The sequence below is a fragment of the Jatrophihabitans sp. genome (genome assembly GCF_051960575.1).
Lineage (GTDB): Bacteria > Actinomycetota > Actinomycetes > Mycobacteriales > Jatrophihabitantaceae > JBQCEE01.
Genome location: NZ_JBQCEE010000433.1, coordinates 1 through 15936, shown reverse-complemented (window position 1 = coordinate 15936; position 15936 = coordinate 1). Strand labels below are relative to the sequence as shown.

Sequence of the window (15936 nt, the reverse complement as noted above, 5' to 3'; positions counted from 1 at the left end):
GCGGGCCCCCCCCGCCTTGGCTATGGGGGGCGGGGGCGCCCCCCCCCGGGCGCCCCTGCCAACCCCCCCCCCCCGCCCCCGGGGGTCCCCCCCCCCGGGGGCTCCCCGCGGTTCCATCTCCGGGGCGACGCGGCCGACCCCTCCGTCGCGACAGGGTGATGGCCATGACCACGACCGACTACATCACCGACATCGCCCTGATCCTGATCATCTTCCGGCAGGTGCGCGCCCGCGAGCTGACCGCCCGCAGCGCCCTGCTGCCGCTCGTCATCGTCGCCTGGGCCGGCCAGCACTACCTGCACGGCTTCCCGACCGCGGGCAACGACCTGTCGCTCATCGCCCTCTTCGCTGCGATCGGCGCGGGGCTGGGTGTCTGGAGCGGCGCGGCGACCCGCATCTGGCGGCGGGCCGACGGCGCCGTGCTCAGCCGTGTGGGGGTCGCCGGTGTGTTCACCTGGATCGCCGGCATGGGTTTCCGGTTCGCCTTCGCGCTGTGGGCGAGCACCGCATCCGGTGCGGACGCGTTGGCGCACTTCTCCCGACACCACGACATCACGACCGGACAGGCGTGGACGACGGCGCTCGTCCTCATGGCCTTCGCCGAGGTGCTGGCCCGGCTTGCGATCGTGCAGTGGCGTCGCGTGCACCTCGACGCGCTGCCGCAGGGCGACCTCGCCGCCGTCTGACGTCGTAGCCTCGCCACCGTGTCGACGACCGTCGAGGGACCTCAGCGCGGACGCGGACTGCGCAACCTGATGGAGGTGCTCGGCTGGGCCTGTGCCGCCATCGTGCTGGTGGACGCGGCGACCGGCGCCGTACCGCAGCGCACGAGCCGCGCAGAGGTCGTCGCGATCGGCGTCGTGGCGGTGGTCGCCTGGCTGGTGTCGCTCGTCGACCGGGCGCGCGACCAGCGGGTGATCGCCGCTGCCGTCGCCGTGACCGGGCTGCTCGGCTCGTGGGTGCAGTGGATCGCGCCGTCCGGCCCGGGCGTGCTGCTGGCGTTCATGGCGATGGCGTGCGCGGGCCTGCGGCTGGCGCGGCGAGCGGCGGTGGCCGTCGGCGTGCCGGTGATCGTCGCCGCCGGTGTCGCCCAGGCCCACACGTCCAGCCATCCCTGGAGCGCGGCGCTCAGTCTCGCCGCCGGCGCCGGGTTCCTGTTCCTGGCCTCGGCGTACGCGGGGCTCAGCCGCGACGCCTCGACGCGTGCCGAGGCACTGCTGCAGCAGGAGGCCGCGACGCGCGCCGCCCGTGAGGAGGCCGCCGTGCTGGCCGAGCGGTCACGGCTCGCCCGCGAGCTGCACGACGTGCTCGCCCACAGCCTCGCCGGCCTGGCCGTGCAGCTCGAGGGGGCGCGGCTGCTCGCCGGCCACACGGCGGCCGACCCGCGCCTGGTCGACCAGCTCGCGCTCGCCCAGCGACTCGCCCGCGACGGCCTCGCCGGCGCCAAGCGCGCGGTGTCGACGCTGCGCGGCGAACCGCTGCCCGGGCCCGACGACGTGCCGGCGCTGGTGGAACAGGCCCGGCTCACCGGCCACCCCGCGAGGTTGACGACGACCGGCGCGCCGTGTGCGCTGCCCGCGGAGCTCGGCCTCGCCGTCTACCGCACGGTGCAGGAGGGGATCACGAACGCCACCAAGTACGCCGGGGCCGACGCCCCGATCGACGTCCGGGTCGACTGGTCGGACGACGAGGTGGTCGTGATGGTCACGAATGGCGCGGGCCACGCGGTGCCGGGCGGCCAGACCCCCCGGGGGGAAAGGCAGGCCGGACAATACAAACGGGCGCGGCTGGCCGGCGGCCGGGTCGACGCAGGGCCGGACGATGCCGGCTGGACGGTGCGGCTCGCCCTGCCGCTGCACGGCGCGGGGACGGCATGAGCGACATCAGGGTGCTCGTCGTCGACGACCAGAAGGTCGTGCGCGACGGCCTCGCCCTGCTGCTCGGCCTGCTCGACGGCATCGAGGTCGTCGGCACCGCGGGCGACGGTGCGGCCGCGCTGGACCTCGTGGCGTCGCTCGACCCTGACATCGTGCTGATGGACCTGCACATGCCCGGTGTCGACGGCGTCGAGGCCACCCGCCGCCTGACGGCGCAGGGCTGTCGCGCCCGCGTCGTCGTGCTGACGACGTGGTCGGACGACGCCTCGGTGTTCGGCGCGCTGCAGGCCGGCGCGCGCGGCTTCCTCACCAAGGACGCGGGCGCCGAGGAGATCAGCACGGCGATCCGCACGGTCGCCGCGGGGGAGGCACAGCTCGACCCGTCGGTGCAGCGCCGGCTGCTCGAGTCGCTCGCGTCCGGACGGGTCTCCACAGCTGTCGAGACGCCCGCCGACGGCCTGACCGCCCGCGAGGACGAGGTGCTGCGCGAGATCGCACAGGGCCGCTCGAACGGCGAGATCGCCGCGGCGCTGTTCGTCTCCGAGGCGACGGTGAAGACGCACGTCAACCACCTGCTGGCCAAGACCGGCTGTCGCGACCGGGCGGCGCTGGTGGCCTACGCGTTCCGCACCGGCCGCGCCTGACTCACGCAGGGGCGACCTCGACCGGGATGCCCGAGAAGGCGGCATTGCCGCTCGGCACGTCGAGGAAGCGGTCGTCGGCGAGCAGGTTGACGTTCACGCCCGCGTGCGCCGTGGCGACCGCTGCGCGGACGCCGTCGAGGTCGTGCCCCCAGCCGTGCGGCACGCTGACGACGCCGGCCATCACCGAGTCGGTGACCTCGACCGGCACGCGGATCTCGCCGGTGCGCGAGCGCACCATCGCGTCGGCGCCGTCGGCGAGGCCGAGTCGCGCGGCGTCGTCCGGGTGCACCTGCGCGGTGCAGCGGTTCGAGCCGCGCACGAGCGAGGCGACGTTGTGCATCCACGAGTTGTTCGAGTTGAGCTGCCGCCGCCCGATCAGCACCATGTCCGGACGCGGCACCTCGAGCGAGCGCAGCAGCCGCGGCACGTCGGCGACGAGGGGCTCCGGGACGAGGTCGATGCGGCCGGACGCCGTCGAGAGCACGCCGGGCAGCCGCGACTGCAGCGGGCCGAGGTCGATGCCGTGCGGCGCCGCCTCGAGCTCGGCGAGGGTGAGGTCGTACGGGCCGCTGCGCAGCAGCAGGTCCACGATCCGCTCGGGCCCGACCCGGTCGCCGGCGTCCTCGAGGGAGAGCCCGGCCCGGCGGGCGACCTCGCCGGCCACGAAGGCATCGAGCGCGGCGATGTCGGCGTCCGGTCCCTGCCCGCTCAGCACGCCGACCAGCCGCAGGATCGTCTGCCACTCCTGCGGCACGTCCGTGTCGAGCAGCGGCGGCGTCCAGTTCGCGACGTTGCGCACCGACAGCTGGTAGAAGGTCAGGTCGAAGTGGCCGCGGGCGAACGGCACCGGGCCGGGCAGGATCACGTCGGCGTGCCGCGTCGTCTCGTTGAGGTACACGTCGAGCGAGACCATGAACTCGAGGTCGGCCAACGCCTCGTCGAGGCGCGCCGCGTGGGGCGTCGACACCACCGGGTTGCCGCTGACGGTGATGAGCGCGCGCACCTGCCCGTCGCCCGGCGTGAGGATCTCGTCGGCCAGGCCGGCCACCGGGAACTCGCCCATGATCTCCGGACGCCCGTGCAGCCGGCTCGTCCACCGGCCGTGCCGGAACGCGCGTTTCGGTCCCGGCGCCGCGTTCGACTGGCCGGCCGCGGCGAGCGGGAACATCGTGCCGCCCGCCCGGTCGAGGTTGCCGGTGAGGATCGAGACGACGTCGACCAGCCAGGACGCGAGGGTGCCGAACTCCTGCGTCGTGGTGCCGATGCGGCCGTAGACGGCGGCCGAGTCGGCGGCGGCGAGCTCGCGCGCGATGCGACGGATGGTGTCGACGGCGATCCCGGTCGCCGGTGCGACGACCTCCGGCGGGAAGTCCTTCGCGAGCTGCCGCACCTCGTCGACGCCGTCGACCAGACCATCGAGATGCGCGAGGTCGACCAGCCCCTCGTCGAAGAGCACGTCGACCAGCGCGAACAGCAGCAGCGCGTCGGTGCCCGGACGGATGGCGAGGTGCTCGTCGGCGACCTCGGCGGTGCGTGAGCGGCGCGGGTCGACCACGACGACCTTGCCGCCGCGCTGCCTGATCGCGCGCAGCCGCCCGCGCACGTCGGGCGCCGTCATCAGGCTGCCGTTCGAGACCAGCGGGTTCGCGCCGAGCACGAGCAGGTACTGGGTGCGGTCGAGGTCGGGGATCGGGATGGTGAGCGGGTCACCGTAGAGGTAGCCGCTGGTCAGGTGCTTCGGCATCTGGTCGACGGTGCTCGCCGAGTACACCTGCTTGGTGCCCATCGCCTTGATGAGCACGCGGTTGTAGAGCAGGGCGGACAGGTTGTGCGCGCCGGGGTTGCCCAGGTAGATGCCGAGCGACTCGCGTCCGTGCCGCTCGATGACGCCGTTGAGCCCGGCGTCGATGGCGGCGAACGCCTCGTCCCAGCTCACCGGCACGTGCACGCCGTCGCGCCTCAACATCGGTTGCGTCAGCCGGTCGGGGTCGTCGTGCAGCGCACCGATCGACGCGCCCTTCGGGCAGATGTAGCCGTGCGAGAAGACGTCGTCGGCGTCGCCGCGCACGTCGGTGATGCGTCCGTCGGCGAGGCCCACCTGCAACCCGCAGGTGGCCTCGCAGAGCGGACAGGTGGCGAACGCGGTCTGCGGTGTCGGCATGCACCGACTATGGCAGGGCGGGGATCGGTCCGGCGAGGGCCGATCCCCGCGGGCATCAGCGACGTTCGGCCGTCACCAACAGGTACTCCCAGGCGAAGTCGGCGGTGCCCGCGCCGAAGCGCTCGGCGACCGCGAGCAGGTCGCGATCGAGCGCCGCCGTGCGCTCGGGGTCGTCGGCGACGTTGCGGTACGCCGCGATGGTCGGGCCGTAGTGACGCGCGAAGAAGTCACGGAAGCCCGCCGCGTCGGCGAAGGTCGTCACGCCGAGCAGGTGCCGCTCGGCCCGGAGGTCGGTGACGGCGTCCCCGAACAGCGACCGCACGTGCGCCTCGTCGCCCCAGCGCGGGCCGGGCGTCGCGCCGGACGGGGGTGCTGCGGCGTAGGGCTTGAGCGTCGCGAAGAGCTGACCGATGAACCCCTCCGGCGTCCAGTTGGCCAGCGCGATGCGGCCGCCGGGCCGCACGACGCGCACGAGCTCGTCGGCGACGGGCTGGTGGAAGGGCGCGAACATCACGCCGACGCAGGACATGGCGACGTCGAACTCGCCGTCGCCGTAGGGCAGGTGCTCGGCGTCCGCCTCGTCCCACCGGATGTCGAGACCCTGTTCGGCCGCCCGGAGGCGACCGGTCTCGAGCAGTTCGGGCGTCAGGTCGGACGCGACGACGGTGGCGCCGGCCGCGGCTGCGGGCAGTGACGCGTTGCCGGAACCCGCTGCCACGTCGAGGATGCGGACGCCGGGTGCGGCCCCCGCGGCGGTGGCGAGGACGGTGCCGAGCTCGGCGATGACGCCGGTCGCCACCGCGTCGTAGTCGCCGAGCGCCCACATGGCGCGGGCGCGCTGCTTGATCGGATCGAGGACGGGTGTGTCGGTCATTCGGTGCTCCAGGTCATCGGTGGCCGGCCGGCTGCCGGTCGTCGGCGACGCTAGGAATGCGGGGGCGGGCGCCGCGTCGGTGCCGGCGCGTAGATCGACGAGGCCGCCCCGCCGTGCGCGTAGTCGCCGGTGGCGGCGTCCTCGGCAGGATGGTCAGCCGCGCAGCAGCATCGCCACGGCGGCGGCCCGCGCCGTGCGGCCGTCCAGGCCGAGCTTGGCGTACACGTTCTGCAGGTGCCGCTCGACGGTGCGCACGCTCAGCACGAGCTCCGCCGCGATGGTCTCGTTGTCGGCACCGCGCGCGGCCGCCGACAGCACGTCGCGTTCGCGCGGTGTCAGCACCGCCGTGAGATCCGGCGCGGGGGACGCGGGCGCGGCGTCGGCCGCCAGGAACTGCCCGACCTCCTCGACGAACTGCTGCCACGCCGGTTCGTCGGCCAACAGGATGTGGTTGTCGCTGTCGAGCGGCACGAGTCTGGCTCCCGGGATCGAGCCGGCCAGGTGGCGTCCGAGGCGGAACTCGTTCATGCGGTCGCGCAGGGCGTGCAGCACGAGCGTCGGCACGCGGAGGTCGGGCAGCAGGGCGGTCGCCGAGGCCTGCATCCGTTGCCGTCGCGACTCGTACGCGGTGCTCGCCGAGACCGAGAACCGCATCAGCTCGTCGAGCCAGGTCTTCTGCTCCTCGGTCGCGCTCGGGATCATCAGGCTGGTGAAGACGCGGCGGAAGGTGGACTCGGGCCGGGCCCACCCGGACCGGATCAGCTGCTCGAAGGTCTGCTCGAGCTCGAGGTCCTGCGGCGTCGCGTCGAGCCGCGGGTCGGCGTAGCCGTCGTAGAAGAGCAGCCGCGTCACCCGGTCCGGATGCCGCGCGGCGTAATGGATCGCGACCGGCCCGCCCTGCGCCATCGCCATGAGCGCGAAGCGTTCGAAGCCGGCGGCGTCGGCGACCGCCTCCAGGTCGCCGAGGCGGGCGGACAGCGAGTGGTCGGTGACGTCCCAGTCGGACAGGCCGTGCCCGCGCTCGTCGAAGCGGATCACCGTCGCGATGCGTCCGAGATCGACGAGGAAGTGCCGCCACACGGGCGACTCCCAGTCGAACTGCAGATGACTGAGCCAGCAGGTCGAGACGAGCAGCGGTGGACCGGAGCCGTGCACGGCGTAGGCGATGCGGACGCCGTCAGGTGCTCGGCAGAACCGCACCTCCTGGCTGCTCGGCGCCGCCACTCGCCCGCGGGTCATGGGCATGGATCGTAGTCGCGGGCGTCGTCCGCCGCGGTGGTCGTGACGGTGCGCGCCCGGGCCTACTGATCTCGCTCGAAGAGTACGAAGAGATGAGGGCTGAGAGGACTCTTCGCCAGCCAAGGAACGCTCGACATGTTCAGCAGGGTCCTGCTCACCATTTCGCCGGGCCGGCCGAACACTCTGCGCACCCGCTCCAAGGCGTAATAGCCCTCGGCGCTCTCGAACGACGCCAGCTTGAAACCGTTCGGCGCGAACAGCGCTTCGAGGTCCGACGCGGATACCGTGAAGCCCTCGAACGGCGAGTGCAGCCGGAAGCCGTGTCGACCGCGCCGATCCTGTGCATGTTCGTCGGCAGGGAAAAGTCGATTCGGGGTGGCGATGAACACGTACCGCGCGCTGACCCGGCACAACTCGGCAACGAATTCGGCGCGCTGCTGCCGCACATCGGAGGCCAGCTCCCGCGCCCGAAACCTCGCGCCGACGTGCTCGATCACCTCAAGGGAGTAGACCAGGTCGAAGAGTCGATCTTCGTGCGGCAGGTGTCCGCCATCGGTGGAGGCCAGATAGGAGTACTGGTCGGTGATGACGGGCCGCAAGGCGGGATCGACGCCGAACGCCTCGTAGCCCAGGTCACGTAGCCAGATCGGAAAGGCCGCACTACCGCACCCGACCTCGAGCACGCGGTGTGCGTCCAGACGCTCGAGGAGCGGCAGCAGGAACTGGTCGAGCTTCCGCTTTGACTTCGCGAGCTCGTGGTCGCTGGCGTAGAAGCTCCAGTGCGAGTCGTCCTGGCTGAGCCGGGGGACGGCGACCCGGGCGTCGGCGCTTCGATCGGTATCCGGCCGGTGGTGTTCTGATCCCCGCATGCAGGCACCCTATGAACGCACCTTCGTTGAGACCATGGCACAAAGCCCCGTCCTGGCGGGGTTCGCGCCACTTCCGAGTGGCGCCCCCGGCAGGGATCGAACCTGCGACCAACCGCTTAGAAGATGGCCACGTCGGTCCTTTGTGCTGACACCTGATTTCTCGGGGTTCCGAAGGCTACGCTCGCTCCCTAACTCGCACAGTTAGCGTGTTGCTGCCCGGACCGCCCGAAGGACCGCTGGCGGATCCGCCAGCGCGTCTCACTGCGACACCTGCGGGAGATGAAACCAGCTCGCCCGGGCAGCGATTGCCCGCATGGCGCCTTTGCCCCTGGTGACCCCGTTGATATCGAACATCACCGCGTGCCAGGGCGCGTTCAGTCGTGGATCAAGCATGACACCTTGAGGGACGTCGGCCGGCGGGTTGCCAAGGGTTCGCAGGCGACGAAGCCCTGATGTCGGTCCAATATCTGCGATGGCCGACCCGGGCGGAAACTCCCGCAGGATGTCATCGATGGTGCCGCCCTGCGCCTCCCATATCGGCTTGGAGATCACGGAGGCACACCGCCCTGCAAGCCCGAACTTGTGGGCGATCTCAAGGGATTGATCTTGGAAGGCGTTGCTTTGAAACGACCGGTCGGCGGGCAGGTAGATCGGCTGGACAACCCGAAGGAGGACGTCCGCGTCAGACACTCCGGCCGGGTCGTCTACGAGAGGACGAAGTTCCGCCGGCTCGCCCATTGATCAGTTCGCCCCGTGGGCAAGCCTCCAAGCCCACTTCTCGATCCCGTCCGGAAGGTCGCCGAGCGGCCCGTCCCATTCCGCTCCGTCCCGATTTAGGGCGTAAGCCGTGCCGACGCCGCCCGCGTCAAACTCGATGTGAAGCTCGACGCGCGGGGTCCGGAACTCGGCGCTTACACCTCCGGCCTCCACTGGGCTCACGAAGGGTGCCGGTGTTCCGGACCAGATCGAGTCCTGCAGGAGGTTCAACAGCGCGCCGACCGAGTCAGGGTGCAGCGCGATGTCGGACGCGAGGAGCAGCTCGAGGACCCGTTCGTTGACTTGGGGCAGCCACCCGGGCGGAGCGTCGACGACCGGCCGCATGTCAGTACGCCGCAAGTCGCGGGCCGAGACCGAGCTGCCAGCGCTCGCGGGCACCGCCTGGCGGCGAATCCTCAAGCCGGAGACCGCGGCCCACGCGGACGCGCCTTGGTCAGCGACGCTTGTCATTCCTGCCCCCAGGCCTGGCGAATTTGATCAGTGGTCAATTGGACAAATGTTTGAACGATCAGACGCCGCCCTCTGTCGAGAAAAGTGACCAGATCGCCGTCTGGTTGGGGCGCGCCGCGCACCGTCAGTTCTAATACGATGATCGGCGTAGGCTCCGGGCCGGGGCCAGCGAACGCGGCCGACACGGAGACGTGAAGGCGGGCCTCCGGTAGATCGCCCTCCCCGGGGATGATCGCCTGTGACCGCAGGCCGAACTGCTCCAGCGCCACAGAATCGTGAACTGCGAGGCGGAGTCCCGAGAAGATGTTCGCGGCGTCAGAATGGCTTGACCAGATGCCCTCTATTGGAGCGATGTGGTTGATGTAGGTCACCTCGCACTGGAGGGGATGCATCCCTGCCTGGTGTTCATGGAGCCAAGTTGCAAGTGTCTGCCAGTGCTGGGCGAACGCGACGCGTCGAGCGGTCCACCTGTCGTACTCCGCTCCTGCGGCGCCGCCGGGGGTGGCGTTCTTCCGCCAGTTGGCGGCGAACCAATCCTGCTGAACCTGGAGCAGCTCATTGCCGCTCGGCGAGATCATCCACAGTCGCGGGAAGTTAGACGCCGGCTGGAGGGCGCCGAAGCTGAAGTTGAAGATGTCGGCCGCCATCGGCGACCTGCCGAACACCTCGACCGGGGCCGCGTAGGCCGGCTGAACCTCGAGTGTCGGGAACGAGGACTGCCACGTCGATTCCCACAGCGTCCCGAGCTTCACGTACGCCAAAGGTGGCATCGGCGCGAACCGGACAGACGTCACGACCTCAACGACCGGCGGGTCGGTGAAGGAAGCGATCTGGTCCACGCGTTGATCCATCTCCCGAAGAGTAGGGCCTGACGCTGAGCAGCGGCTGCATTCCCGTATAAATCGGCGAGGGACGGCGGGACCTGACACCGCTCGCAACGGGATGCTGGCATGCGCTGCGGCCACGCAGCCTCAGAGCGTGACAAGGGCACAGCAGGCCGCGCCGTTCAGAGTCGCCAAGATGTTGTAGCGCAGGGTGAGTGAAGTGCGGTCGTCGGAGTAAACCTTGACGTCTCGGGAGGGGAGCAGACCCAGCCGCCCAGTCATGCCCACCTCGTAGCACTCGAGGTTGTCGTACCTGCCCCTGCTTGCGGCAGACGGGTTCTGGCTGCCCGGAACACGTCGAGCAGGGCTGGGATGGCACCGCGCTGCACGACCACGGGCTTCACCGGGGCATCACCGACGGCGAGCACAGCGGGCGCCAGCGCTAACCGCTGCTTGGTACCGGGCGAGCGGCGTCGCTGGAGCATCACAACTGAGTCGAACGCCTCCGGGCGGTCGCGTTGATCTCTCGGGCAGCGCTCCAGTCGTCGGAGGCGATAGCTCGGAGCTGCTCGACGTACTCCGCCTCCGTACCGGCGACAACAAGCACCTCTCCGTCCGTTCGGTCTTCGGGCACAGGACGGTCAAGGCCCTGCAACTTCATCCGGAGTCCGGCCGCCTTCAGCACCATGTGCGCAGCGACGACGTCACCTTGCAGGGCCTGCGGCCAGTAGGCGGCATGAAGGTCCTCGAGACGGTCCAGCTCCGTCCTGAAGGCCAGTCGGCGTTGTTCGGCGCCTTCCTCAAGAGCCGCCCTCTGCAGGTAAGCGGTGACCGCCATCTGTGCGATCCGGGCGTTCGCGTAACCCGTCGAGCGCGCTGCTTCGTCCCAGGACCGGCCGGCAACGCGCAGCCTGTGAGCTTCGAGGGCAGGGTCGAATGGGGCCGGTGCCGGCTGCGAGTCGTCGTCACTGGTCGTGGGCTTCGGCGAAGCCTGCCGCCTGCGAGCTCCAGTCACGTTGGGGTCCAGTTGTGCTGGTCGTCGCGCATGGCGCGATCAGCCACGAGCCGTGCGAGCAGTTCACGCGAGAGCGCGATAAGCATCCCTGCTTCTTCTGTGAGCCCCCGAGCTGCGAGGACTACTGCACGCCGACGAAGGTAAGCGGCCCGGCTGTAGCAGCGCCGCCGCGCCCGCAGCTCATCGCTGGTCCAGCGGCGCGCTGCTCCGCTCCGTGTCCTCGTCGCGAGCGCTTCGTGGAGCGACCCGACCCGCGCGAGGTCGTAGACCGCGAACTCGCGGGGGCCAATCTGGAGCGTCATCGCCGGCCCGTATGAGTCGGGGTCGCTTAGGGCCATGCGCCGGAGGGTCGAGGCCGACGTTGTCAGCGCCTCGGCCACCTCGCTTCGCAGAAAGAAGTCGCCCGGGAGCGCCCTCACCCTTGCGACCGTCGCGTTCGTCATGCGCTGCTGAGCCACCTCGACCTCCAGGGCCGACGTTAGGGGGCTGGTCCATATGTCATGGGCGTGCCGGTCTCCCCGGTCACCGCAGGAGGACACCTGAGTGTGCTGTAGACGGCCGTGGTGCGCTGGTTGCGGAGTTCCGGTCGGGCGTCAGTTGGCTGACGACATCTTCGCGGGTGCACGTCATCGCGGGTCAGTGTTCTTTCGCACCAGGAGGCGAAGCTTGTCGTCGGCCTGCTCAGCACCGACAACGCGCCAATTGGCGTCGGCCATGATCATTCGAGGTACGCCGTTGGGCGCGAGGTCGTCGGTGATCGTGAATGCGAGTCCGAGGGCGGTCAGCATCCGCTTGGCTTCGGCGAGGTTACGTCCGGCGAGTGCCGGCATGTCGTCCACATTCACGCTGATGCTGCCCTCGACGAGTTCGGACAGCATGCCGAGTGCCGACGTGAACAGCCGGTTGCGGCGTGGGTCCGCCGCCATCGCTGCTGCCCCGAAATCGAGTGAGCGGAGCTCAGCGAGGATCCCGTCCCGAATTGCGCGAACTCTCGCGTCTCGGTCGGTTCCGTCCACCGCGAAGCGGCACGCCATGACGACCCGAGCGAGCGTCGCCGTTTCAAAGGCGTCAGTTTCGGACGCTGACTCGGACTCCTGCGCCTCGTCGCCGCTCAGCTTCCCGAGGCCGTAGCTGGCGGCGTAGCCGGCGACCGGGTGCACCATCGTCAGCATCTCAGCGATGGGTCGCGCCTTGCGGGCGGCGGAACGGACCTGGTCTGTGCTGGACCCGGCGCCGGACAGTGCTGCCACCGTGGAAGCGAACTCGCTCTGAATGCTGGCGGAGCAGGTCTCGACATCCAGCACGTCGAGGACCGCATCCATGCGGCGCAGAGCGACCGGAGCTTCGAGGTCGTTGTCGGACACCGGGGACGACGTGCACAACTCGATGCTCGCGATGAGCCGCTGAGGCGCAGTCAGATGCCGGGCGACGTCGGATAGGAGACGCTGCCAGCCCTGTGTCCGTTCGGCCAAGGACGTGATGAAGTCATCGACGTCGCGCTCTGCGACGGAAGCCTTGTCAAGTACCTCGTCGAACGGCGTCAGGTCACGACTCAGGCGTCGGCGGCTTACACCGGCCGGCGCCGCCGCGACCACAACATGCGCGAGCGCGGCCAACGCGAGCTCGCCTTCTCCCCTGGGCACGCGGTGCCCGAAGGCGCAGGGGTAGGCGTCTTGTTCGTTCACTTGCTCAGTTGCCTCACTGCCGTGTCGACGCCGAACCCGTCGGCATGCGGAAAATCGGGATGACCCGTTGACCGATCATCTTCGATGGCGGGGGCGGTGCGCCTGGGCCAGTCGATGCGATTGGTCAGGGTCGGACGTACCAGAAGATGCTGCGCGTGTGCACACGATGGCCCCGCTTATTCATCGCGTGCAGTGCGTCGTGCACGCAGGGGTACTGCACCGCGCGGAGCCGCTGGGCGACTCCCCAGTCCTTCAGGCCAGGCTCGCCTGCGGACCAGCCGCCGCTGTCGATCAGATTCTCGATCTCCCGGATCGTGTCCTCGACGGAGAGCCAACGCACCTGCGGCAGCTCGCTGCCGGGGCGCATGTACGAGTCGGACGCCGCGGGGTCCTCGAGAAGGACGCCGTCGCGACCGAGCTGGACGGATACGCGGTTCCACTTGCTTCTTAGCTGAGGGCGGGTCATTACCTCGCCCCATCGACGTTCGAGTTCGTCGAGATAGGCGGACCAGGTGAGCCGCGCCCCGTCGGCGTAGAGCCCTAACACGAATGCCCGAACCTCGTCGTCGTCGACGGGTAGACGGCCGCTGTCGGCCCTCTTGCGAGGTTGCTCTTCGGCCCCGCCTTTGCAGTGGCCGCACCAGGCCGCAGGCATGGTGTCGTCCAGGGGGCACATCGGCTCGGCGTTCAAGGGGTCACCGTCGTCGCCATGCCCACATGATCTACCGACAGTCGGGGCGGTTTACTCAGGGCTCCCAGCCCGGAGTCCGACCGGACGAGCTGCGTCGAGCGACGAGGCGTCACTTCGCGCCCTGATCGAAGAGCCATCGTTCGATCAGGTCGGCTCGGACGTGAACGCCGCCAGCCTCGAGTTGTTCGTGCCATCTTTCGATGAGCTCGAGGTATCGGCCGTAGGTCGTAGATGGCCAGCCGCCGCGTGCGTGCATCGAAGTCCAGCCTGCTGCAATGAGGCTCCTCGCGACCCGCGCGTCGAGGATGAGGGAGAGAGGGTGCAGGTCTGCTCCGGCTGCGAAGTACAGGTACTTGGTGAAGAAGGCGGGTCCGAGGCCCCGGATCCGCGGCCGGCCGTCCGGCGCCAAGAAGTTGTAAGCCTCGACCGGGTCTTGGCGGACGAGGGAAGCAGCTTGGAGGAGAGCCTGGCCGGCGCCTCCGGGATCCGCGGCAACTGCGTTCAATCGGCGCAGGTTGTTCCGCCGACCGAGGCCGCTGCCCCACGCCAGCGAGTGCCATAGCAGGGCGAGCGAGGCGCCGGCGTCGTCCTGCGCCCTCTCGCCGAGCGCAAACAGGCGCCGGCGGCTGATGGCCGCCTGGCCGGTGGTGCGGCCGTCGTCGGCGGCGAGCGGCGCTCCGGCGAGTTGCCGTTCGGCGAGCTCCTTGTTCCACCAGTCGAGGTCGACCGTGACTTCGTGGCCGAAGATCCATTTCGCGGGGTCCGCGTTTGCAACCCAGGTCCGGCAGGCCGGGGGCACGTCGATCCGTGTCAGGTCGGTGCGGGACGACCTGGTTACCGCAGCCGGGGTGTCCGTGGGTACGACGTCAGGGATGTCTTCCCATTGGCCGGTGTCATCGACGAAAGCCCACCAACCGAGCGAGTTGCCCCGGACGACGGGCCGATGGTCGCCGTAGGACAGTTGCACTTCGGCGCCGGGCTCGCAGCGCCCGTAGGCCCACCCGGGAGCGGACCCTTCGTCGGGCTGTGCCGCGCCGATGGCGTCGCCGTTGTCGGCGTACCAGTTCCAGCCCTGTGCCCCGTCGTCGCGGAACAGGACGACCTCGACTGCGGCGTCCTGGTCGCCCGGTTGCGCGACGACCAGCGCGAAGGGAAGCGAGGCGATGACCACCAGCCGCTCGCCGCCAGGTCGGGCGCCGTCGTCGAGTTGGTCCCAGAGGTCGACGTCTTCGGGCGCGACGGTCACGTCAGATGCGGTCACGGGGCCTCGCTCCTGGTCAGGCGACGGTTGCGGTCAATACAAGCAGTTCGTGGCGTGTGCGGACCAATCGAACCGGCTCAAGACGTCGACGACCTGCGGCTCGATAGGCACCGGCGGCGGAACCCCTTGAAACCAGATGATCACCAGTCGCGAGGTCGGCAGAACCACATCGCGGGTACCGGCGTCGGCCTCGAGGTCGCCGATGCAACAGACCGGCGGCAACTGAGACGGGGTCGGAAAGGTCTTCCCAATTGGAGAGCCGTCTCGACTGCTTAGCGTCGTCGCCTCCGGCGGTACGACGGCGTGCACGGGCGTCGCGGGGAACAGCTGCTCGGCGAGATCGGTGAACCGACGCAGCACAAGGTGAGAGCGCGGCACTTCGGCTGACCGTACGTCCTCCGGATACGTCGGCGCGCAGAGGAGGCACCGCAGGCGCACGTTCCAGCCGTCAGGGAACGTCAGCGACGCAAGGTAGGGCACCGGCTGATCGTGCGGGGACCCTCTGACAATTTCTGCGCGGGCCGACCTCGTCGGTCGTTGTGGCCGGCCAACGCGCCCCCGGGCACGGCGGAGACGGTTCGTCTCAGCGCGCTGTCGGGATCCGATCAACCAAGTCGTCCCGTGGGGCGCCAGTAGTCGGCGATTCGCTCCCGGCGTGCTTCGAGGAATACCAGGTTGTTCTCGCGATAGGCGCGGTACTCGGCGACGGTCGTCGGCAGCGGTGAGGTGGCGAAGTCATCGAAGGGCAGGAAGTAGCGGATCCTGCCGTCCGGGGTTAACAGGTCGTCGAGCAGGAAGAAGTCGGTGTACCCGCCGAAGCCCCCGAACAGCTCGAAGAAGCCGGCGTACCGCGCGAGTGTGTCGCGGAGCGGGCTGGCCTCACCGCGGTAGTGCCGCCGGATGCATGCGAGCGTCAAGTCGAAACGATCACCGATGCTGGCATTGGTGCCGCGAGCCTGGTTGATCGTGGGTAGGTCGCCGATCCGGTTGGCGGGAAAGATGGTCGACGCGGCGATAGTCGACCCCGCCCGAAGGAACTCGTCGATCTCGTCCGGCTCTACCTGGCGGATGATGTGCCCGACGCGGGTCCAGGTCGCATACGAGTTCGTGATCCAGTCCGAGGACACTGGAACCGCGCTCTCTCCCTCCCGGTAGTGCAGGCGTTCGCCCTCGTCGAAGAGATCGAAACGCCCTCGGCCGCCGGGCAGATCCTTCGTCCAGAGCACGCGGTGATATCGGCGCAGCTTCCGGCTGTAGCGGTCGGGGTCCTGGCCGGGTGAGACGTCGTCGCGGAAGTCGTCCTGAGTGTCGACCTCGGGGTCGGATCCGTCATCGCTCGAATCTACGACCCTCCAGGCCGGGTTTTACCGCGTGTTCGACTCCCGAGCGCACCTTGCAGCAGTATTCACACAGATGTATTATTACTGGGTCGAGTTCGGCGTGCCGTCTGGAGACGCCTGCAGCGAGTGCAGAAGGGTCCGTAGCGGTCACACACTTCTCGCTCTTGCCTCTCCGCCACTCGACGTGCTTCGAGCCCCGTACGCAATCCGCGTGCGGGGCTTTCCCGTA

At 69.7% G+C, this 15936-nt stretch carries 15 protein-coding genes and 1 pseudogene; 3 read left to right on the top strand and 13 right to left on the bottom strand.

The annotated features are described in order from the left end of the window. Positions 1-164: 164 nt before the first annotated feature. From ACTHMS_RS24380 to ACTHMS_RS24370, 3 genes are read left to right on the top strand one after another with little or no spacing between them, the layout of a single operon-like run. The gene (locus ACTHMS_RS24380) at positions 165-686 is read left to right on the top strand and encodes a hypothetical protein (protein WP_440309248.1); all 522 of its coding nucleotides are present in this window, start codon (positions 165-167) and stop codon (positions 684-686) included. Between the two features lie 18 nt (positions 687-704). Next, positions 705-1877: a sensor histidine kinase gene (locus ACTHMS_RS24375; RefSeq protein ID WP_440309247.1), complete on the top strand. Its 1173-nt coding sequence runs from the start codon at positions 705-707 to the stop codon at positions 1875-1877. Beyond that, positions 1874-2521 carry a response regulator gene (locus ACTHMS_RS24370; protein ID WP_440309246.1) on the top strand — a complete coding sequence of 216 codons (648 nt, stop codon included), beginning with the start codon at positions 1874-1876 and terminating at the stop codon, positions 2519-2521. The genes ACTHMS_RS24375 and ACTHMS_RS24370 overlap by 4 nt, the downstream gene beginning before the upstream one ends. A 1-nt stretch (position 2522) precedes the next feature. Here ACTHMS_RS24370 and ACTHMS_RS24365 read toward each other — a convergent pair whose 3' ends face one another. The 13 genes and pseudogenes from ACTHMS_RS24365 to ACTHMS_RS24305 form a co-directional block, all read right to left on the bottom strand. Further along, positions 2523-4682, bottom strand: a complete 2160-nt coding sequence (locus ACTHMS_RS24365; RefSeq protein WP_440309245.1) for a molybdopterin oxidoreductase family protein — start codon at positions 4680-4682, stop codon at positions 2523-2525. A gap of 55 nt (positions 4683-4737) precedes the next feature. Further along, positions 4738-5556, bottom strand: coding sequence for a class I SAM-dependent methyltransferase (locus tag ACTHMS_RS24360; protein ID WP_440309244.1), 819 nt, complete (start codon positions 5554-5556; stop codon positions 4738-4740). A gap of 153 nt (positions 5557-5709) precedes the next feature. Continuing rightward, complete coding sequence (locus tag ACTHMS_RS24355; RefSeq protein WP_440309243.1) at positions 5710-6795, bottom strand: alpha/beta fold hydrolase; 1086 nt, start codon at positions 6793-6795, stop codon at positions 5710-5712. Positions 6796-6857: 62 nt separating this feature from the next. After that, the gene (locus ACTHMS_RS24350; protein ID WP_440309242.1) at positions 6858-7664 is read right to left on the bottom strand and encodes a class I SAM-dependent methyltransferase; all 807 of its coding nucleotides are present in this window, start codon (positions 7662-7664) and stop codon (positions 6858-6860) included. 258 nt (positions 7665-7922) lie between these two features. After that, positions 7923-8354: a hypothetical protein gene (locus ACTHMS_RS24345; RefSeq protein ID WP_440309241.1), complete on the bottom strand. Its 432-nt coding sequence runs from the start codon at positions 8352-8354 to the stop codon at positions 7923-7925. Positions 8355-8405: 51 nt separating this feature from the next. Then, complete coding sequence (locus ACTHMS_RS24340; protein WP_440309240.1) at positions 8406-8765, bottom strand: hypothetical protein; 360 nt, start codon at positions 8763-8765, stop codon at positions 8406-8408. 122 nt (positions 8766-8887) lie between these two features. Further along, a complete protein-coding gene (locus tag ACTHMS_RS24335) occupies positions 8888-9742 on the bottom strand; it encodes a TIGR04255 family protein (protein ID WP_440309239.1) in 855 nt (284 codons plus the stop codon). Positions 9743-10199: 457 nt separating this feature from the next. Further along, positions 10200-10553, bottom strand: a complete 354-nt coding sequence (locus ACTHMS_RS24330) for a hypothetical protein (protein WP_440309238.1) — start codon at positions 10551-10553, stop codon at positions 10200-10202. Between the two features lie 803 nt (positions 10554-11356). Next, positions 11357-12346, bottom strand: coding sequence for a hypothetical protein (locus ACTHMS_RS24325; protein WP_440309237.1), 990 nt, complete (start codon positions 12344-12346; stop codon positions 11357-11359). Positions 12347-12539: 193 nt separating this feature from the next. Next, positions 12540-13106 carry a hypothetical protein gene (locus ACTHMS_RS24320; protein WP_440309236.1) on the bottom strand — a complete coding sequence of 189 codons (567 nt, stop codon included), beginning with the start codon at positions 13104-13106 and terminating at the stop codon, positions 12540-12542. 109 nt (positions 13107-13215) lie between these two features. Continuing rightward, the gene (locus ACTHMS_RS24315) at positions 13216-14367 is read right to left on the bottom strand and encodes an 8-oxoguanine DNA glycosylase OGG fold protein (RefSeq protein ID WP_440309235.1); all 1152 of its coding nucleotides are present in this window, start codon (positions 14365-14367) and stop codon (positions 13216-13218) included. A 33-nt stretch (positions 14368-14400) separates the two neighbouring features. After that, positions 14401-14847, bottom strand: coding sequence for a hypothetical protein (locus ACTHMS_RS24310; RefSeq protein WP_440309234.1), 447 nt, complete (start codon positions 14845-14847; stop codon positions 14401-14403). Positions 14848-14972: 125 nt separating this feature from the next. After that, positions 14973-15668: pseudogene (locus ACTHMS_RS24305) on the bottom strand (DUF6994 family protein); the annotation flags it as partial. Positions 15669-15936 lie beyond the last annotated feature (268 nt).